We start from the raw sequence: 21,782 nt of genomic DNA on the forward strand, positions 1-21,782 counted from the left end.
AAAATTATATGTTTGCATTAGTAAGAAAAGAGATCAATACTTTTTTTTCCTCAGCAGCAGGATACTTAGTTGTTAGTATCTTTTTTATTCTTAACGGGCTTTTCCTTTGGGTATTTAAAGGGCAATATAATATTCCAGATAGTGGGTTTGCAGACCTTGCTCCATTTTTTCAGATTGCACCATGGATTTTACTTTTTCTAGTACCGGCAGTTACAATGCGAAGTATTTCTGAAGAAAAACGGCAAGGAACTTTAGAGATACTCATCACCAAACCTATAACCTATTGGCAACTTATACTTGGTAAATATTTAGGAAGTCTCACTCTTATTCTTATTACCCTACTACCGAGTATTTTATATATTATTGCTATTTCCCGGCTTGGTAACCCAGTCGGTAATATTGATATAGGGAGTACAATGGGCTCATATATTGCACTAGTGTTATTAAGTGCGGCCTATACTGCCATTGGTATTTTTTCATCTACCATCACCAAAAATCAGATTATAGCATTTCTAGTTTCGCTATTCCTATGTTTTATCTGGTATTTTGGTTTTAGTGGTCTGGCAGATTATAACATTTTAAATAGTGATAGTTATAGTATCGATCAATTGGGAATGCAAATGCATTATGAACGAATAAGTAAAGGGATTATAGATACAAGAGATGTTGGTTACTTTTTAGGAATTATTATACTCTTTATTGTTATTGCTATTTTTTGGATAAGAAAACATGCCAACATCCAAAAAATAAAGTGGATTGCAGTATCTATTTTAGCAGTAGTTATTGGTAATGTAATCAGTCATTCGTTCTATAGCAGATTTGACCTTACTCAAGACCAACGCTTCACGCTTTCTAAAGCGACAAAAAATCTTATGTACGAGGCCAATGCTCCTGTCTTTATAGATGTGCTGTTAAAAGGAGATTTTCCTTCAGAATTTAGACGTTTGCAAAGTGAGACCAGACAGTTATTAGAAGAGTTTAGTGCTTTAAACCCTAACATCAAATTTATTTTCACCAATCCCCTGGAGGAAGAAACGTTACGAAACGAAACTATTTCTGAGTTGCAAAACTTTGGACTCACTCCTATGGAAGTGAGTGTGCAAGAAAGCGGTAAAACCGAAATAGAAACTGTTGTCCCTTGGGCGATAGCCAGTTATCAAAATAGAAGCGTTAAAATTCCTTTAATCAAAAATACGATTGGTGCCACAACCGAAGAACGAGTAAACAATTCTATTCAACAACTAGAATATGTATTTGCCGATGGATTTACCAAATTGTTGCATCCCAAAAAACAGAAAATTGCAGTTTTAAAAGGAAATGGCCAACTTCCTGATGTAAAAATTGCCGATTTTATTAAAACCCTGCAAGATTACTACTTCGTAGGAGCTTTTACGTTGGATTCTGTATCTGGGAACCCTCAAAAAACTCTTGATGATCTTCAAAAATTTGACATGATCATTAATGCAAAACCAACTCGGGCTTTTTCAGAAAAAGAAAAATATGTATTAGATCAATATATCATGAATGGAGGTAAGTCTCTATGGTTGTTAGAATCTGTAGCCATGGAGATCGATAGTCTAATGAATCCTGAAGGTTCGGCTGTAGCTGTAATGCAGGACCTTAGACTGGGAGATGCTCTTTTTTCTTATGGAGTTAGGGTGAATCCGGTTTTGGTAAATGACCTCTACTCTGCTCCTCTGGTATTGGCCTCTGGAGAAGGTAACAATACTCAATTCACACCATATCCATGGTTCTATGAGTCACTTACCAAAAGTAAAAGCGATCACCCAATAGTCAAAAACACAGAGTCGGTAAAATTCGAGTTTGCTAATCAAATTGACACTCTAAAAAACGATATCAAAAAGACTATTTTATTATCTAGTTCTGACAAAACAAGACTTGAAGGAGTACCCAAAGAAATTCGTTTAGATATTATTAGGAAGAAACCCGACTTAGAGAGCTATACTGAAGGTGCTCAAAACCTTGCTGTATTATTAGAAGGTAAATTTAAATCTACCTATAAAGATAGAATTAAACCCACTACACTGCAATCACATAAAGATACGGGTAAACCCACCAAAATGATTGTAATTGGAGATGGAGATTTAATTAAAAACAAAACTAGACAAGGTCAACCTCTAGAACTTGGTTTTGACCCATACATGAATTTAAAGTATGGAAATAAAGAATTCTTATTAAATAGTATAAACTATCTTTTAGACGACTCTGGTTTAATTGAAGTTCGAGGAAAAAACATAGAAATCCCGTTCCTAAATATTGAAAAGGTTGTAGCACAAAAAACAAAATGGCAATTTATTACAATTGCGGGTCCATTGACGCTACTAACTTTATTTGGAATCGCGTTTTCGTTTATAAGAAAGAAAAAATATAAAAGAGCAGCTTAAATTTCAAATTTCTATATTTGAAATAGCATACTTTGTTCTTAAAACCAAATCTTATCGATCCGGAAAATCTAAATATTGTTTTAAAAACCGAAGACCTTTCTATCGGTTACCGTACCAAAAATAATTTAAATGTGGTAGCGGCAGACATTAATTTAAAGCTATATGAAGGAGAGTTAATAGGTCTGGTTGGAGCCAACGGTATTGGTAAATCTACATTATTAAGAACACTATCTAGAGTGCAACCCTCACTACACGGAACAGTTACATTGGCCGAGAAAGAATTACATACATATAAACCTTTGGAGTTGGCATCAAAACTAAGTATTGTTCTTACAGAGCAAATTGCATCAAAGAACCTTACTGTTCAGGAACTAGTTGCATTGGGAAGGCAACCATACACCAATTGGGTAGGTAAACTAGCAGAAGAAGATATAGAGAAAGTAAAAAAAGCTATTGCCGTAACACATATTTCCGACTTAGTATCAAAAAGATGTTTTGAGCTCAGTGATGGGCAGCTACAAAAGGTACTAATTGCCAGAGCTATAGCCCAGGACACCCCTTTTATAATGCTAGATGAACCTACTACTCATTTGGATATATATCATAAAGCATATATATTAAAACTACTCAAACGTCTTGCATTCGAGACCAAGAAAACAATTCTATTCTCAACTCACGAAATCGACTTTGCCATACAACTGTGCGACAAAATGATTGTTATGAACACCGATGGGTTTGAGTTTGGAAGACCAAAGGAACTTGTACAAGCAAGAGCTTTTTCAGGTTTATTTCCAGAAGACCTAATTCTTTTTGATGACAAATCTGGGAGGTATAAGGTTCGGAACTAAAGTCATAAATAATAAGTTTTAGTATCTTTAAGGCACTAACAAACTGATCATGAAAACTTTTTTTCGCTTTCTCTTAGTATTATTTTATATCTTTTTTTTAACTCTTACATCTTGTTCTAGTGATGATAGTATGGTTTCTCCCGAGGAAGAAATAATGACTCCAGAAGAAGAAGAAAGTAATCTCACTGCTTATCAACAAGATGTGGTAGATTATTTTAAAGAAGTCGCTCTTGGGTTTGAATTCGGTAATGCCAGTAGGATTACCAGAAAATGGGAAGTCACAATGAAAATATATGTTGAAGGAAATGCCAGTGATGAACTTCTTGCTGAATTAGATAAGATTATTGCCGAACTAGATGAACTCACTACAGATGATTTTTCTATAGAATTTGTAGATAATTTCACTGAATCGAACTATCACATATTCTTTGGTAGTTCAACTAACTATGCCGCTCTATACCCACGAATCGCAAATCTGGTTGAGAGTAATTGGGGCCTATTTTCATTGTATTGGGATGAAGCCAACCAGCTCAACAGAGGGCATATGTATGTAGACACCCGAAGAGCTAATGCGGTAGAACAAAAGCATTTATTACGAGAAGAACTAACACAATCCCTTGGCTTAGCCGTCGACTCTAATAAATATAGGGAAAGTATTTTTCAAGCCGCATGGACCAGAACAACATCATATGCAGAGATTGATAAGGAGCTCATACGTCTTTTATACCACCCAGATATGACTTCTGGACTTAATCGTTTTACTGTAGAACCTGTCTTAGTAGATATCTTAACCAATCAATAAGTTATATACTTCTTAAATATGCTGTGTCTAACATCTTATTTTTATCTTTGGATAAATAAATGTTTACATGTCTGAATACATCCCGATCCTTATAGCCATAGGAGCTATTATTTTATCTGTTATTGTAGGTTTTTTTCTTGGTAAATATGTAGCATCGCTCAAAAATACAAGTGAACAAAGTACCCTTACCGAAAAAGCAAATCTGCTTCAAAACCAATATGATCAATTGAAAAAGACTTCAGAAGATCAAATAGATAATCTAACCAAAGAACGCGAAGAAATTAGACGAGAAAAAGACTTTCTCAATACAGAACTAACCCGAAGAAATACAGAATTCGATGCACTTCAGCTTAAAAACAATGAACAAAAAGAGGAAGTAGAAAAGTTGCAAGAAAAATTCACCAAAGATTTTGAAAACCTGGCTCATAAAATTCTGGATTCAACATCGAATAAATTCACTGAACAAAACAAAGAGAATATTAAAAATATTCTTACCCCTCTTCAAGATAAAATCAACACATTTGAGAAAAAAGTAGAACAAACTCATAAGGAAAGTATCGATTACCATGCGGCCTTAAGACAACAAATCTTAGGACTTAAAGATCTTAATGAGCAAATGAGTAAAGAGGCTACCAACCTCACTAAAGCGCTAAAAGGCGATAGTAAAATGCAAGGGAATTGGGGAGAGCTTGTTTTAGAAAGAGTTCTCGAAAAATCGGGATTAGAAAAAGATCGTGAATATTTTGTACAACAAAGTTTTACTAATGAAGAAGGGCAACGTGTATTGCCCGATGTGATTATTCACTTACCCGATAATAAGAAAATGGTTATCGACTCCAAAGTAACACTTACTGCCTATGAAAGGTTTATTAACGAAGAAGATGAAATACAAAAAAATATCCATTTAAAAGAACATATTTCTTCATTAAAAAGGCATGTTGATCAACTATCCTCAAAAAACTACCAGGATTTACACGGTATAGACTCTCCTGATTTTATTTTGATGTTTGTACCTATAGAACCTGCCTTCGCTATTGCTATTAATGAAGACAACAAGCTCTATAATCAGGCTTTTGAAAAAAACATAGTCATTGTTACTCCTTCTACCCTATTGGCAACACTGCGAACTATTGACACCATGTGGAACAATGAAAAACAGCAACGAAATGCCATAGAGATCGCAAGACAAGCTGGTGCACTATATGATAAATTTGAGGGGTTGGTTAAAGACCTCACTGGTGTTGGAAAAAAGATCGACGATGCTAAAAAAGATTACTCTGCGGCCATGAACAAACTGGTTGAAGGACGTGGAAACCTTATTACCAGTGTAGAAAAACTAAAGAAAATGGGAGCCAAAGCTAAAAAATCTCTACCGGAAGCTATCATTAAAAGGGCAATCGAAGACGAATAAAACTAAACATACATTTATGGGCGACACTTCACAAATCATAATACAATTACTAATGGGATTAGTATTTGCTATCCCAACACTATTCTTTATAGGAATAGGTCTTTTTTACATTTCCAAAGTTGGAACTAAAACAGATGGTTTACTTTTTCTCATTGGAAACATTGTAATCCTTCTATCTATAATTATAAATAAAATTCTTTTCGTTCAATTTATTGTGTACCAGAACATGGAAGCAACAACATATTCCTATGTGCTCTACGCCACCAATATATTATCGTTTATAGGGTCAATTTTATTTGCTATAGGATTATATCTTTTGGTAAAAAAAGCAGTCAAACTTAATAACACTAAAAATGCAATATAAATCTCTAATTCTTCTCTTTTTCCTTGGGTGTACTGTTATTGCTCAAGAATCATATTTCCCCGATAGAGGAAACTGGGAAGAAAAAACTCCTATTTCTTTCAGCATTGATTCTAAAAAACTTGAAGAAGCCATTCAATTTGCAAAAGAACATGAATATTCAGGTTCAAAAGATTTAAGACAAGCCATATTAAAAGGTTTTGAAAGAGAACCATATCATAAAATACTTGGTCCTACCAAAAAAAGAGGTGGACCAGCGGGTTTAGTAATTAAAAACGGATATATTATTGCAAAATGGGGAGATGTTGACCGCGTAGACATGACTTTTAGCGTAACCAAAAGTTATTTATCGACCATTGCCGGACTTGCTTTTGATGCTAAACTCATCCCATCTATCGACGACTATTCATATAAACATGTTTGGGATAATACCTTTGATGGTGCACATAATAAAAAAATAACGTGGAGACATTTGTTAACCCAATCTTCAGACTGGTCCGGACAATTATGGGGTGGGTATGATTGGGCAGACAGACCTCCTCGTGAAGGAGATATAGACGACTGGAAATTTAGAAAACTAAATGAACCCGGTACCGTGTTTGAATATAATGATGTAAGGGTTAATGTACTGGCCTACTCCTTATTACAGACATGGAGAAAACCTCTACCACAGGTTTTAAAAGAAAAAATTATGGATCCCATTGGAGCATCTACTACCTGGCGTTGGTTTGGCTATAAAAATTCCTGGACCACTATTGACGGTTTACAAATGCAGTCTGTAAGTGGAGGTGGGCATTCTGGTGGTGGGTTATTCATTAACACTTTGGATCATGCACGTTTCGGACTGTTATTTCTGAATAATGGTATATGGAACGGTAAAAGATTAATTTCTGAAACCTGGATCACTGAAGCTATTAAACCCTCTACTGCAAATACCAATTATGGTTTTATGTGGTGGTTAAACAAGAAAGGTGCTCGTCATTGGGAAGGATTACCGGAGCATTTATATTACGCAGCAGGTTTTGGAGGTAATTTTATAGTTGTAGATCAAAAGGAAAATCTCGTTGTAGTGACCCGATGGTTAGAGCCTAACCAAATCGATGAATTTATGACAAAAGTATATAGTGCATTATGAAAAAAGTACTTGCCATAATAATTATAATTATTCTTGCCTTATTCGCTGGTTGGTATGCCTTTGTATATTATACTACCTATAGTGAAGGAACCAGAAGTGGAGAACTCATAAAATTTAGTAATAAAGGTGTTGTTTTTAAAACCTGGGAAGGTGAAATAAGCCAAGGAATATCTGGCGCACAAATATTTAGCTTCTCGGTCGAAGATAAAAACAAGGATATCATAAAAAAACTTGAAAAGTTTCAAGGAAGATATGTAAAGTTGAAGTATAAAGAACGTTTTGCAAAAGTGTCATGGTTAGGTGATACAAAATACTTCATTATCGATGTAGTTGAAGAAATTTCTCCTCATTTTAGAAATAAATAATAAAGCTGCTATGAAAAAATATAAAACCAATAAAGAATCACGAGTCATCATTTCTGAATTAATGTTACCGTCTCATTCAAACTTCAGTGGAAAAATTCATGGGGGATATATTTTATCATTAATGGATCAAATCGCTTTTGCTTGCGCTTCAAAACATTCTGAAGCCTACTGTGTAACCGCTAGTGTCGATAAGGTTGACTTTCTTAAACCAGTAGAAGTAGGCGAATTGGTTACCATGAAAGCCTCTGTAAACCATGTTGGTAATACATCAATGGTTGTTGGGGTTAGAGTAGAATCTGAAAACATACAAACAGGTAATATAAAACATTGTAACTCGAGTTATTTTACCATGGTTGCAAAAAACAACAAAGGAGAAAGTGTTTCAGTACCCGGACTCATATTAGGGAATAAAACAGATGTTCGACGGTTTGTGCGAAGTATCATTCGTAAAGAAGATGCTGTGGCAAGAAGAGATCGATTTAAAGCTTCAGAATTTGAATATGAATCTCACCTAGAGCTTTTGAAAAAATATAACGTACAAATCGATTTATAAAACAATTGTTATTTCGACAGTAACCATGCGAATACTCATATAGAAAAATATAAAGAATACTATTTTGAAAGACCTTAAGGTTTTGATCGATTCCTTGAATGTACGATATATTTTTCCACAATAACTGCAGTGACAATTACCAAATAGAATTGACCAATTAGTCCTACCAAAATTGCCGCTTTTTGAGCCACTGGAGTAACAGGAACTATCTCTCCATAACCAATGGTTAACAAAGTGATATATGCATAATATAAGATACTGTCGAATCGTTCAACATCATTATTAGTAGCTAGTAACGAGCCCGAAAATGAACCTGGATGTAGTAATTCAATGGTCATAAACAAAAAGAAAGCAAGAAACCCTAAAGAAATATAACCACTCATCAATCCTATAATAACACTTCTGTTTACAAATTATGAACGCCATACTTGAAGGATAATATTCCACGAAACTATAAAATGAAATATGAAATAGATTAAGAGGCGAATGATCACATTATCCATGTTATCTCTTCTGGAAATCATACTTGACCCAAACATAAATGCAGCTATAACAAAAAGTGCTACACACAAAAACAAGAGTTTCTTGTTTTTCGAAATGATCAAAATACCCGCCAGAATACTAAAAAGATATAGTATCGGTAATAACACATATTCATAAAACTCTTGAGGAAAAAATAAAGATCCGAATAGTATTAATAACTGAGTAACCAGAAATATTTCAAACCTGTAATGATACGACTGCGAATACATGATTATTCATCTAGAAGTTTATCATTAAACTCATAATCTTTATAACTTACTTTAAACAATGCACTATATAAAGAAGGGATGAACAGTAAGGTAATAATAGTACCGAAGAGTAATCCAACCATTATACTTATAGCCATTCCTTCCCACATTTCACCTCCAGAGATATATAGCGGTATTAACCCCAAGACTGTAGTAAAAGTAGCTAATAAAATAGGCCTAAATCTTTGTAAACATGCTGCAATAACGGCATCTTGCTCAGAGCGACCTAAATCTCTTTGTTCAATCTCCATTCTGTCAATAAGTACTATAGCATTATTGATTACAATTCCTGCCAATGATATCACTCCCAAAAACGGCATAAAACCAAAAGCTTCCCCAAAAGTTAATAGTCCTATCACCACACCAATAATTCCTAAAGGTATCGTGAGTACGACCATTCCCATTTTTCGAAATGAGTTAAATTGTATAATCAAGAGTAGCACGATAATAAAACCTGAAATAGGAAGATACCCAATGATAGGCCCCATATTCTCGGCTGTTTGTTTTGCATCTCCTCCAAATTCAAAATCATACCCCAAAGGCCATTTTGCTTTTTGTTCATTTAACCATGGTGTAATTTCAGCTGTGATTGCAGAAGCATTTCCTCCTTCTCTTAACTCTGAACTGATATTAATAGTTCTTTTAAGATCAAAACGCTTGATTTTTGAGTACTGCCATTTTGGTATAATACTAGCAACTTGTAATAAAGGTACACTTCTACCACTATTCTGCGCATATATATTCAAGGTTTCCAAAGATGCCAAAGTTTGCTGTTGATTTTCATTACTTCTCATTAGGATTGGTATAGATTTATCATCTTCTCTATACTCCCCCGTTTGAAAACCGTCTAACACTGTTCGTAATGAAGTAGCAATATCCTGACTAGAAATTCCTGCAGACTGTGCTCTGTTTTGATCAATTTCAACCAAGAATTTTTTACTCTTGGGTCCCCAATCGTCTTTTACATTTTTGGTATAAGCAATTCTAGATAATTTAAGTTTTACAGTTTCTGCTATTGAAGATAAACTATCGGGATCTGGTCCTGATATTTTAATTTCTATTGGTGTCCCGCTTCCTCCAGACCCTAAAGCACCTACTTTAATATCAGCATTTGGAAACGTATTAAAACCAAAAGAATCTATGATCGCAATCATCTTTGCATTCTCATTAAATGAAGATGTATTTACCAAGATATGCGCATAATTAGAATTCGCCTCATCTGGCGAATATCCAAGATCATAAGATTCTGGACCTTCACCAATATAGGAAGACCAATCTATTATACCTGTTGTGCGAGAGTTATTTACTTGAAGGTTTTGCGCTATATAATCTTCAATTTGTTGTACAACGTCTTGAGTTCTTTCTATCTTATTTCCTTCGGGCAGATTGATATCTATTGTGATCATGTTCCTATCACTATCAGGGAAGAAAATGAAAGGTATCTTGGTAAACCCATAAAGTGAGATAAAAAACGCTATGAAAATACCAATAATTACTTTCCATTTATTCCCCAAAGCAAAAAGGATTAAGTTTTTGTAATACCTCTTTAAGGCATTGATTATTCTATCAATAAAACTTGGTTTCTTTTCTCCTTTTGGAGTTATTTTTAAGAATAAATAACAAAACATAGTAATTACGGTCAACGCAATTATCCAGGAGGACAACAGCGCTATAGAAATCACTACAAATATTGGCCCTACTATATCTCCCATTGTTGTTGGAGATAAATAAAATGCCAAAAATGCCGCTGAAGTGGTTAAGGTAGAAATTAATAAAGGCATCCATAATTCACTAAAAGCCTCAACGGCTGCTCGTTTTCTTTCTACCCCCTGCTCCAGTTTTACCATAATAGTTTCGGCAACCACAATAGCATTATCTACAAGCATCCCCAGAGCCATAATAAGTGCCGCCAAAGTAACCTGGTTTAATCCCATATTGATAACCCCCATAATCATTAACGTCATGATCGTTACAATTGGGATGAGACTTGCAATTACAAATCCAGTTCTAATACCAAGAAAAATTAGCATTACCGCCAGTACAATACCGATAGATTGCATAAGGTTCACAATGAAATCATTTACTTTAAAATCTATGTAACTATCCAGGGAAGATACTCTAGTTAATTCTAATCCAATAGGGAGTCTTTGCTGCCATTCGTTCACCACTTTATCTACTTCTTCTCCAAGCGCAATTACATTTGCGTTTTCCTTTAAGTTGACATGAAGTGAAATTGCATTTTTACCATTAATTCTCACTTTTTGACTAGGAGGGTCAATATACCCTTTGGAGATATTCGTAATATCTCCCAGTTTCACCAACTGTGCACTATTGTTTCCAATAGCAATCAAAGTGTTTTTAATATCATCTACAGAATTAAAGTTTCCTGTAGGTTCTAAAATAATTCGTTCATCGCCCAGATTAATTTGTCCTCCAGAGTTTAGAATATTGGTAGCAGATATGGTTTGCTGTAATTTTGAAGCCGATAAACCGTACTCTTTAAGTCGAGTATTATCAAATTCTACAAAAATTCGTTCATCTTGATCACCACCAATTTCAACTTTGGCAGCATCGGGTAGTTTGATTAATGCATCCTTAATATCGTCGGCATACTCTTTCATTTCGGTATAGGTAAAACCATCAGAAGTAAGTCCTACTACGATTCCATAAACGTCACCAATACCATCATCGTTTAACGAGGGTTGCACTCCTTCGGGTAACCCTTGCAAAGCATTCAGTTTTCTCCGAAGGCGATCCCATACTGATTGCATTTTTCCTGGAGGCACCTCATCCTTAAGAGTTACATTCACAATCGATAATCCTGAACGTGAAGTACTATTAACCTCCTTTAACTCCGGTAATTCTTGTGCTACTTTTTCGATTTTATCTGTAACCAATTGCTCGACACGTTCGGGACTAGCTCCCGGAAACTGTGAAACTACAGACGCTACACGAACAGTATACGGAGGCATACTATCTCTTGACAGACTCGAATACATAAAAAGTCCCATAAGGATAATGGTAATTAAAACCATAAACGTTATTCGATTCTTGTCTATAGAAAACTGTGCTAAATTCATCTTTTTTACGTTTAGGAGTTACTGAAGTTTTACTTCTTGTCCGTCTAATAGCGTTTGTAAACCCGCTGTAGCGATTTTTTGTCCGGCAGAAAGCCCATTTGTTATCTCAAAACCATCACCTGTCAAATTTCCTATATCTATTCGTTGCTTTTTCACCTTTGCTGTATTTTCAGATTCGTCAATTAAAAAAACGAACTTCCCTTTGCTATCCTCTCCTACCGCATTGGCCGGTACAACAATGGTAGAGCTGTTAGTGTTCTTTTTGCCATCTACAAATTCGAAGGTTACGTTTGCAGCCATACCACTTTTGATTTTATTACTTGGGTTTGTAACCGTTACCAGTACAGGATAGGTTGATGTATTGGCATCAACAGCAGGTGCTACCTCGGTAACTATTCCTTGAAACTCCTTGTTTTGTAGCGAACTAAAACTAACCATTACAGACATATCTTCACTCACCCCGTTGATCACACTTTCTGGAATACCAAGACTAATTTCCATATCAGATCCGGCATTGAGGGTAGCAACGGTTTGACCTGGAGATACATTTTCGTCTATTTCTGCTGTTACCGCAGCAATAACTCCATCTTCTGGAGCATAGATATATCCATATTGTATTTGTTCTTGTTGAATTTCTACACCTCGTTTAGCAGATTCATAGCTTTCTTGAGCAGTTTTAAAGGAATTTTTAGCGGCCTCAAAATCACTTAAAGGAGAACTTCCTTTTTCATACAAAGAACGAACACGATTTAAACTCAACTTCGCAGTATTCATTTGTGAAGCAGCACTATTTAATTGAGTTACTGTTTGCTCATAAGATAAACGAGAGGCCACATTATCTAATTTAGCCAATAAATCTCCTTTCCTTACCTTTTGGCCTAATTTTATATCAAATGTGGTAATGATCCCTGAGTTTCTGAAACTCAGATTAATAATTTTTTCTGTCTGGGCTGTACCGCTAAATGTTCTTACTTTTTGCCCACCTAAGAATCCTACTTGTTGATATTTTACAGGACGTATTAACTTTTCTTCCTTTTTTTCTTCTTTCGAACAAGAAAACAATACCAATGAAATGCTCATCAGTAAAACAAGTTTTCCCAAATATGTTGTTCTTTTGGTATTCATAATGTATGTGGGTTAGTTTCTTCCGTTTAAAAAATCAAAAAATCGTTGTCTGAAAGCAATATTGTCTTGCTCATCATTCAATAAAAAATAATATCCTAAAAATCGTTCTAACTGTAGTGAATTGATCAGGTAATTATAGTTGGCATTAGCACTGGCTAACCGTGCGTTTAACAAGTTACTTTGCGCATCTAATAATTGAACGATATTTACAGATCCAGAGGAGTACGATGTCTGAGTAAGTTCTAAAGATTCTTCTGCAGTTTCTTCAGATACTATAGATAATTGAATATTTGATATTTGGTTGATCATATTCAATACCTGTGATCTAATATTGGTGGCTATACCTAGCTCTGTATTTTCTTTATTGAGTTCTAATTGCTCTTTTTGTATAATAGCAGTATCTCTATTGATGTTGTTTAAATTCTGATTAAAAATAGGAATCGATACATTTAATGATACGTTGTAATTATCATCTACCAACTCAAACCCTACGGGAGCTGTACTTCCTTCTCCAGTTCGATTAAAAGTTCTATTATACTGGCCCTGCAATGCAACCGTTGGAAGAAATCTCCCAGGCCCATTTAACTTTATAGATCTAGTAGTAGCTTCCAGATTATATTGAAGTGATTCTAATTCGGGTGCATTATTTTTTGCCTCTTCAATGAGGAAATCAATAAATGGCTCTCTCAATGAAGGATCATCTAACAAATCTGCAAATTCATCATAATTGTATGACTTAAAAATCCCTTGATTAAGAAGAGCTTCCTCTATATCTATTTCGAAGTTAACCGGGTTGTTTAATGCCTGATTTAATTGTATAAATCCCTGTTCTAGCTGATTGATAGATTCCACCAGAGATTGTGTGTTTTGAGCCAATTGACTTCGAAATCGTAATACATCTGATTTTCCCGAGGCTCCTGCTTCAAAATTCTGTTCTGCAATGAGTAAGTTCTTTTTGGTAAGATCTAAATTTTGTGCTTGTATCTGAACATTAGTTTTAAGAATTAATGCATTAAAATAAAGGTTAGAAATGGTAAAGATAAGATCCAACTGATCTGCATTAAAGGAAGCTTCCTGTGCTTTCTGTAACTTATTTTGTATGGTTATGTTGGCGTTTGCCGCTTCAGAAAATATAGTTTGCTGTACAGTCACATTGCCCGAAGTAGAAAATTCTGGGTTTTGCCCATTACTTACCGCTGCCGCATCGGGATCTACATAAGTAGCGGTTCCTGATGCTGTCAAGGATGGCAGGTAATTACTTTTGGCCGATTTTACATCTTGCTGACTTAATTCAACATTTTTTTGACTGGTTTGAATTTGTAAGTTATTTTCTAACCCATCATTGATCGCGGTTAATAAATTGTATTGCTTTTGAGAAAGTACATTTTTGAATTCTCCTACAAAATCCGTTTTAGCAATTAAACTATACTTGATCGGAACACCAATAGCTTCGGCAGTATTAAAATTGATAGTTAAACGTGGTGTATAATCTATAGATACAGGCATTTCAGATAGGGAATCCCCATTTATATAAGCCTCTATGGTTAAAGCAATTCTTCTAAAAAACTGCTCTATATTTTCTTCAGATTGGTTAGTAGCCAACATTCCTATTTCTACATCATCGGTTCCGTTGGCAGTAAAAGACGGAAGTCTTTTTTGAACAAAAGTCTTGGCCAGTTGTTGATTATCCTTTTTAGACAAAAAGAAACCTCCCGCCATATAAATAGCATCGATATCATCAAGATTACCGATAATATCAGAAACAGTATTAAAAGGAATTAACTTATAATCTGCTTCCAATTCTGCCATTTCTTTATCAAAAGTACTTTTCAATGGAAGAATATCTGTAAAAGGGGCTTCAATGGCTATACCTAGTTTTTTGAAACCGGTTAATTCCTTGAATAATTTAAAATCATCCTGATACGATTGAGACTCTATTAAATAAGTGAAGTTTTTAATACCAGAGGCTTTTTTGGATAAATCAATTTCCTTTATCAAATCTCTATTTACAGCTCCAAAAAGAATGGTTGGCTTTTTATGTGTTTGCTGCTTACTAATAATTTGATTATTAATAATACCAAAAGCAAGAATAATGTCGGTATCATTAGTGATCAATTGTTCATAATTGTCTTGAGCCTTTTCTAAATCAAAATTGTTAACCAAAATACTTTTATCGGGAAAACTAATAACAGCATCTTCACCAACTACAACTTTGATTTCAGATTGTAATTTTTGTAATAATGGTTCTACTTCTGTAGTTCTACTATCGATAAGAACCCCAATATTGTAGTTGTTTTTTTCTTGAGAAAGTCCATTAAATATAGATAAAAGTAAAAGTACTACTATATATCTTTTCATTGTGTGGTGAGTTTATTTGTATACCTGCGATCATGATTTCCATGATACTGGCATTTCATTACATTTATTAGCGAATGATCGAAGCAAGTTTTTAAACTAAGCGAAATGGGATATTCCTTTTAAAGGTATTTTTAAGTTTCTAATAATCGAAGTCAATCCTTTTTTTTTCGATGACTGAAATATTTTTACAGACAAACTACTCAATTATACATGAATTTTGATTTCTTTCCTGACATAAACTAGATCAAAATATTGCAAATTGATCATTATTTATAAATAATAATTGATAGGACTTTGATTTTGCTATTTCTTCTCATGAAGATTTAAAAAGTGCTTATTACACCCCCTTAACTACCATGTTATCAATAATTTTAAGATTTTGGTCGAAGAATACCATATAACTATTAAAGTTTAATGTACTATTACTAACGGGGGCAAAAAGGTCTGCGAACATATATCCTTCCAAAATAAAATGATAATATTATACAATCCTTTTGTATATTAAGGCGTTAAAAGAATGTACTTCTTTAAAAAACATGCTATGAAAGATTTACAAAAAATATGTTGGATATTTATGATTGCACTTTTCTGCATAGGCTGTAGTAGCAGCGATGATGGTGGTGGCGAACCAGATCCCGATCCAGATCAAAACCCAAACCCTAATAAAACTACAACCTACGAAGCCGATGTTAAAGCTATAGTTGATCGTGAGTGTATTGAATGCCATACCATTCCTTTGGCGCAAGGAGCTCCGTTCCCAATGAGAAATTATCAGGAAGTCTTAACTGCTGTAGATAGAGATATGATACTAAGGGTAACTTCTAACAGTATTAACAATGTAATGCCTCCTGCGGGAAGACTTCCGCAAGAAACCATAGACATTATTTTAGACTGGGAAGCTGATGGATTCTTAGAAAGGTAAAAAGAATCATCTGTTATTTATAGCGTCTTTTCCTTTGTAAAACCGGTTAATCGCCATACTGTTTCTATGGTATACTTTTACCAGATAATGTCCTTTCTTTAATGCAGAGACATCTATTTCTCGTTCAAGATGAAGTTTCTTTTGAATTCTGATATAACCAGCTTTATCGATGATCTTCACCAGGATTACATTTTTATTGGGTAGATTGGTCTTAATCGAAATTGTTCCAGAAGTAGTTTGCGGACTTATTTCAAAAGAAAAAGAAGCGGTATTATTTGTTTTAAATAAAATGGGGTGATTGGCATTTGTAAAAGTAATTGCTCCTATTAACAAAAAGTAAAGTAAAAATTTTTTCATTTTCTTATTAAGATACTAATTATCTCAAAAACAAATAGTTAACAAAACTATAAATACATTTTTTTAAAGATTGTTTAAGTATGAAAATAAACAATTTTTAAAGCTAAGATGCTATGTTAATCTCTTATTCTCACAAATTGTAGAAGTTCATTATTACGAGCAGAAATGATATACGAGCCATTTTTTGTTTTTATAGACTTCACATCTTTAACATCACCAGGCAGGTACAAGCCACTTTCTATTGCTTGTATAGGTTCAAAACTATTGCTTCCGCTCCCTTTTAAAAATAATCCATAAGATGCATCATTACGAGGTGTCTCAACTTCTGAAGCATATAAATTTCCAGCAATTACGGCATCTAAATTACCATCCCTATCGAAATCTTCTACCAAGATCTGGTTAATTGAAGAAAGTTGAGCAGATGCAGGTAAATTATGAATTTCAAATTTGTCTCCTTTATTTTCCATATAAACACTGGCAAAAGATTTTACTTGGTAATGTAACGAAGATGATAATGAAGTGCTTGTATATACATCTATCAATGTCGCTTCAGAAAAGCTTTTGTAATCTTTAAACTTACGTTCAATAGCTGGTATTTGTTCAGATGAACATTGTCTCCCTCTCACTGGAAATTGTTTACCTTCATTGTAATAACTCAATACAATATCTTGGGTATTGTTATTATCAAAATCATTGGCATAGATATCAAAAGTTTCTTCCTCTGAAGCTTGATATTTGTAATTCAACCCATTATTACCAATTAAATAATCGGTATCTCCATCATTGTCAAAATCTCCCTGGGCAATGCTCCACCACCAACCTGTTGTACCATCTGTAAGACCCATGTCTTCAGAAACTTCTTCAAAACCACCCTTTACGTTCTTGAATACTCGTATTGACATCCATTCTCCCACAACTATGATATCTTCCATCCCATCTGCATTAAAATCAGTTATAACAGCACTAGTTGCCATTCCCAGGTTTACAAACTCCTCTGCAATATCTTTGGTAACATCGGAGAATCTTGGAACACCTTTTTCGCTTTCATTCATCAATATATAGCTACTGGCAGGCAAGGGATACTGCCACGGCACATGGCGCCCAAGTACTAGCAGATCTTGTTTCCCGTCTTGATTAAAATCGAGAGAATATACTCTAGAACCACTACTTAACACACTTGGTAGCGTATTTTTTGGAGCATTAATAAAATCTCCATTACCTGTATTTATGTATAACCTATCTCTTAACATTTCAGAATCTTGCGAAAATTCATTTCCTCCACTCACCACATACAGATCCAAATCCCCGTCTTGATCTGCATCAAAAAAAAGAGCTCCAGCGTCTTCAAAAGATTTATCGTTCTCCAATACATCAACTGTTATTTTGCTGAAACCATTTTCATCTTGAACAAAAACACCACCCGGTTGTCCAGATGCTCCACCAACAAAATAATCATCTAGATGATCATTATTTATATCACCGGTTGCTAAAAATGGTCCAAAAGAGGACATTTTGTGAGGTAATAAAACTTGTTTTGTGAAATCATTATATCGATTTTCATCATGTTTATATTTAGGAAAAAGAGCGTCATTTTCTGGGGTAAATAGTTTTTCTGCTATTTCTACATCTTCTTCCTTCAAAATAGCATCACCATAATTAATTACCAATTTCTGGTTTGCCTTTACATTTGTTAATACCTGTGATTTATGATCAGGCCAAACAATTCTCACTTCTTTAATGGTTTGAGTTGGTCCTACTCCAAAATGTAACTCTGGTGCCACCGAAGATTGAAAACCTCTAGACAGAGTAAGCTCTTGCATTTGCTCCTGGTTTTCGGTCTTGACATATACCCTATTACCCAAACCGAATTTATTGTTGGTGCTTCCTTCGAACTGAAAGGCGACAAAATTGTTTTTTTGGGAACTCTTGTTTTCAAAAATTGAGGCATAATCATCGATATTATTGGTAATAATTTCCAAATCACCATCATTATCCAGATCTGCGTATACCACTCCGTTTGAAAATCCTTGATATTGAATTCCCCATTCTTCATTTACCTTTTGAAAATTATAATTTCCATCATTTCGAAACATGAAATTATCAATCTTTTCTGATGGTATTTTAAGGCTTTTTTGAAGTAAACTATCATTCCTATCGGTTGCAATATCAAGTTTCTTAAAATAGTCATTGTTATTTATTTCTCTTCTTGTACCATTTGATATAAACAAATCTTTATACCCATCGTTATTGAAATCGGCAAAAAGAGGCCCCCAACTCCAGTCTGTAGAAGAGGTCCCAGTTATTCTCGATACATTAGAAAATTTAGGGACTCCATTTTCAACAATTCCTGAATTTTCTTGAAGACAGTTATGCATGTATTGGTAATGAAATCCAGAATTAACTGTACTCCAAAATAGTTTTGGGTTCATACTCGCCATATTCGCTTTTTTTCGTCGATTGGATTGAGCATCCATATCCACCTGAAATATGTCTAGATATCCGTCATTATTATAATCGGCAATATCTGCTCCCATTCCAAAAAAAGCAGTATGCGAAGTTGCCTTTTTTACTACCTCGGTAAATGTTCCATTCTTATTATTGATATATAAATAATCTGGAGTACTAAAATCATTTGAGATATAAATATCTGGCCAGGTATCATTGTTTAAATCTCCAACCGTTGCACTAAGTGTTAGCCCAAAACTTTTAACTCCAGCCTTTTCTGTTACATCAACGAACTTTCCTCCTTCATTTTTAAACAAATGATCGGTTTCATGGTTTTTAATATTATTCATCTTGTAGGTATAATAGAAATTAGGAGCTGTAAATTTAGTTGGAGGGTAATTGGCCACATATAAGTCTAGATCTCCATCTTTATCATAATCGAAAAAAGTTCCTTGTACGCTATTTCCAATATCATCAATACCGAACTCTTTACCTTTTTCGGTAAAGGTGTTATCCCCATTATTAATAAACAACTGATTTTGCTTGGGTTCAAACTTTCCCCCCACCGAACAATATATATCCAAAAAACCATCTGCATTTACATCTGCCATGGTCACTCCTGTGTACCAACGTTTATCTCCTGAAACACCAGCTTTTTCGGTAATATCTTCAAATGTAAGACCTCCTTTATTGAGATATAACTTATTAGACACCTGGTTTCCTGTTAAGTAAATATCTATAAGCCCATCATTATTGATATCTCCTACAGCTACTCCCCCTCCCATGTATAAATAAGAATATGTAAAATAATTAAGAGAATCATTTTCTGTGAGTATATTCTTAAAATCTATACCTGTTGTTGTATGAGAGAGCTCCTTAAAAATATTTTCCTGCTTAGATTCTTCCCTGTTTTGAGAGCAACTAATACTAAGGGAAACTATAATTAAAAAAGTTGTTATTTTATATACCATTGTGAACAAAGTTAAGAAAGCAAAAAAACAGTATGTAAAACATACTGTTTTTAAGAAACAATTTAAACTAAAACAATTTAATAACCGTCGTTTTGTTTAATTATACCACCACTGACATCAATTACACTTTGAGCGATTGGGTAAACAACGCTTCTTGGGGGAAAGGTTACTCCGCTCAAGTGTGTTCTTTTGGTTCCTTCTACAGTAAGATAATTGTTTAATACATTGACAGCTTCTCCTCTTCTTACCAAGTCAAAAAACCTGTGTCCTTCAAGAGCTGTCTCAATTCTATACTCATGAGCAACTGCTTTTATTGCTTGGTCTTGCCCAGTAAACGTACCATAAGTACCAATTACATAATTTGCAGCTGGTGTAGCAGTAGGCTCACCATCCATGTCGAGTTCTCTCACAAAATCTTCAGAGTTTGAAGCTCTTGTTCTTATTTGATCTACCAGAGAAGCTCCTAAATCTCCTTCTCCATTCACAGCCATAATTTCGGCTCTCCATAAAAGAATCTCTGCAAATCGTATAATATTCGTATTGATTGCACTTACTGCTGGAGCCCAGGCACTAGGAGCGTCGATTGCAGCATCATTAAACTGACTTTCTCTAAAAACAGAAATCTTTTGCAGGTATGGCCCTCCATTGGCCGGATTACGAATCCAGGACTGACCTGGCATAATTCCCCAACCATTGAAATCGATTCCTCTACGACCTACTTTCCAATCTAATCTTGGGTCTAGCTCGCCAGTGTATGGAGTAAAAGGATCTTCTGCCGGAATACCGTCATCATTAGTAACATCTACATCATTAAACGTATCTAACAATGGTAACCCAGAAGCATCTGTTTTATATGCATTTACTAAATTTTGTGAAGGTTGAAAAAACCCACAACACGCGCCTCCAGTTGTTCCCACCGGTGCTCCCTGAGGAAAATTCAGCGCTTGTCCCCAGTTACCATTATCATCTTGCGAAGCTCCATCACCTACTGTATGTTGTACCGCAAATATGGATTCGCTAGAATTCTTTGTGGCTGCATTAAAATTATCAGAGTATTTAGGGGTAAGACTATAAGGTCCTCCATTAATCACATCATCCAAAATTGGACTTGCTGCAGCATAATCCAATTGATACATATGTGCCTTTGCCAAATATGCCTTTGCTACCCAACTGTTTGTTCCTCCCACAAACCTAGACGTTTCAGGAAGGTTATCGATAGCATATTGAAAATCTGCCTCAATTAAACTCCAGGAATCTACTCCTTCATTGGTTTGTGATTCTGTTATCGTTTCATCTATATACGGAATTTTACCCCAAATCTTCTTTGCTTCAAAATGATAATGGGCTCTCAAAAACCTACCTTCCGCTTCAAACTGAGCAGCTTCTGCAGCTGTTAAATCTCCAGACTCCAATCCAGTTTGCGCTCCTCGTATGGCCTCATTACTTCGGGCTACACCCTCAAAAATAGCATTCCATAGAAATCCATAGTAACTATTTTCGGTAGCTAAGGCAGCATACATTTCAACATTATCGATACTTCCCTGGTCTCCTGGGTCACTTCCTTTATAGGCATTATCTGAAGCCACTTCTCCATAAATCCAATGAGAAGGGTCAGATCTCCATGGATCTGATGTAGATACATTCAAATCTAACATCCCATAGGCTGCGGTTAACTGAGAGCTTACCCAACTACTATCAAAAACAATAACATCTTCACTTAGCTGACCTTGTAACGGGATTTCTAATTCATCTTTACACGACTGAAATAGTACTCCAGCCATTATGAAAAAACCAAAAATCAATGATACCCTTTTGGTTCTTAAAAATTTATATATGTTGATCATTGCGATTTT

At 34.8% G+C, this 21,782-nt stretch carries 16 protein-coding genes; 9 read left to right on the forward strand and 7 right to left on the reverse strand.

The window, feature by feature from the left end:
* Positions 1 to 8: 8 nt before the first annotated feature.
* From gldG to M0D21_RS04395, 8 genes are all read left to right on the forward strand, one after another.
* Positions 9 to 2,405 carry a gliding motility-associated ABC transporter substrate-binding protein GldG gene (gene gldG / locus M0D21_RS04360; protein ID WP_248327214.1) on the forward strand — a complete coding sequence of 799 codons (2,397 nt, stop codon included), beginning with the start codon at positions 9 to 11 and terminating at the stop codon, positions 2,403 to 2,405.
* Positions 2,406 to 2,437: 32 nt separating this feature from the next.
* Entirely contained in the window at positions 2,438 to 3,253 is an 816-nt protein-coding gene (locus tag M0D21_RS04365; protein WP_248327215.1) for an ABC transporter ATP-binding protein, read from the forward strand.
* A gap of 49 nt (positions 3,254 to 3,302) precedes the next feature.
* The gene (locus M0D21_RS04370; protein WP_248327216.1) at positions 3,303 to 4,055 is read left to right on the forward strand and encodes a DUF2927 domain-containing protein; all 753 of its coding nucleotides are present in this window, start codon (positions 3,303 to 3,305) and stop codon (positions 4,053 to 4,055) included.
* A 67-nt stretch (positions 4,056 to 4,122) separates the two neighbouring features.
* Entirely contained in the window at positions 4,123 to 5,466 is a 1,344-nt protein-coding gene (locus M0D21_RS04375) for a DNA recombination protein RmuC (protein ID WP_248327217.1), read from the forward strand.
* 16 nt (positions 5,467 to 5,482) lie between these two features.
* A complete protein-coding gene (locus tag M0D21_RS04380; protein ID WP_248327218.1) occupies positions 5,483 to 5,830 on the forward strand; it encodes a hypothetical protein in 348 nt (115 codons plus the stop codon).
* Positions 5,820 to 6,962 (forward strand): serine hydrolase domain-containing protein, encoded by a 1,143-nt coding sequence (locus M0D21_RS04385; RefSeq protein ID WP_248327219.1) that lies wholly within the window; start codon positions 5,820 to 5,822, stop codon positions 6,960 to 6,962. The genes M0D21_RS04380 and M0D21_RS04385 overlap by 11 nt, the downstream gene beginning before the upstream one ends.
* Positions 6,959 to 7,327, forward strand: coding sequence for a 6-phosphogluconate dehydrogenase (locus M0D21_RS04390; protein WP_248327220.1), 369 nt, complete (start codon positions 6,959 to 6,961; stop codon positions 7,325 to 7,327). Before M0D21_RS04385 ends, M0D21_RS04390 begins: the two co-directional genes overlap by 4 nt.
* Positions 7,328 to 7,337: 10 nt before the next feature.
* Entirely contained in the window at positions 7,338 to 7,880 is a 543-nt protein-coding gene (locus M0D21_RS04395) for an acyl-CoA thioesterase (protein ID WP_248327221.1), read from the forward strand.
* A gap of 74 nt (positions 7,881 to 7,954) precedes the next feature.
* On the opposite strand, the gene M0D21_RS04400 is transcribed toward M0D21_RS04395, so the two are convergent.
* From M0D21_RS04400 to M0D21_RS04415, 4 genes are all read right to left on the reverse strand, one after another.
* The gene (locus M0D21_RS04400) at positions 7,955 to 8,263 is read right to left on the reverse strand and encodes a potassium channel family protein (RefSeq protein WP_248327222.1); all 309 of its coding nucleotides are present in this window, start codon (positions 8,261 to 8,263) and stop codon (positions 7,955 to 7,957) included.
* A 371-nt stretch (positions 8,264 to 8,634) separates the two neighbouring features.
* A complete protein-coding gene (locus M0D21_RS04405; RefSeq protein WP_248327223.1) occupies positions 8,635 to 11,751 on the reverse strand; it encodes an efflux RND transporter permease subunit in 3,117 nt (1,038 codons plus the stop codon).
* Between the two features lie 18 nt (positions 11,752 to 11,769).
* The gene (locus M0D21_RS04410; protein ID WP_248327224.1) at positions 11,770 to 12,876 is read right to left on the reverse strand and encodes an efflux RND transporter periplasmic adaptor subunit; all 1,107 of its coding nucleotides are present in this window, start codon (positions 12,874 to 12,876) and stop codon (positions 11,770 to 11,772) included.
* A 12-nt stretch (positions 12,877 to 12,888) separates the two neighbouring features.
* Positions 12,889 to 15,234, reverse strand: a complete 2,346-nt coding sequence (locus M0D21_RS04415; RefSeq protein WP_248327225.1) for a TolC family protein — start codon at positions 15,232 to 15,234, stop codon at positions 12,889 to 12,891.
* 541 nt (positions 15,235 to 15,775) lie between these two features.
* Between M0D21_RS04415 and M0D21_RS04420 the strand changes: the two genes are divergently transcribed.
* Complete coding sequence (locus M0D21_RS04420) at positions 15,776 to 16,156, forward strand: hypothetical protein (RefSeq protein WP_248327226.1); 381 nt, start codon at positions 15,776 to 15,778, stop codon at positions 16,154 to 16,156.
* A 6-nt stretch (positions 16,157 to 16,162) separates the two neighbouring features.
* Here M0D21_RS04420 and M0D21_RS04425 read toward each other — a convergent pair whose 3' ends face one another.
* From M0D21_RS04425 to M0D21_RS04435, 3 genes are all read right to left on the reverse strand, one after another.
* Positions 16,163 to 16,513 (reverse strand): T9SS type A sorting domain-containing protein, encoded by a 351-nt coding sequence (locus M0D21_RS04425; RefSeq protein ID WP_248327227.1) that lies wholly within the window; start codon positions 16,511 to 16,513, stop codon positions 16,163 to 16,165.
* A gap of 116 nt (positions 16,514 to 16,629) precedes the next feature.
* On the reverse strand, positions 16,630 to 19,929 hold the full coding sequence (locus tag M0D21_RS04430; protein ID WP_248327228.1) for a VCBS repeat-containing protein: 3,300 nt from the start codon (positions 19,927 to 19,929) through the stop codon (positions 16,630 to 16,632).
* A gap of 77 nt (positions 19,930 to 20,006) precedes the next feature.
* Positions 20,007 to 21,773, reverse strand: a complete 1,767-nt coding sequence (locus tag M0D21_RS04435) for a RagB/SusD family nutrient uptake outer membrane protein (protein WP_248327229.1) — start codon at positions 21,771 to 21,773, stop codon at positions 20,007 to 20,009.
* Positions 21,774 to 21,782 lie beyond the last annotated feature (9 nt).

The sequence above is a fragment of the Aquimarina acroporae genome, assembly GCF_023195925.1.
Classification (GTDB): Bacteria; Bacteroidota; Bacteroidia; order Flavobacteriales; family Flavobacteriaceae; genus Aquimarina; species Aquimarina acroporae.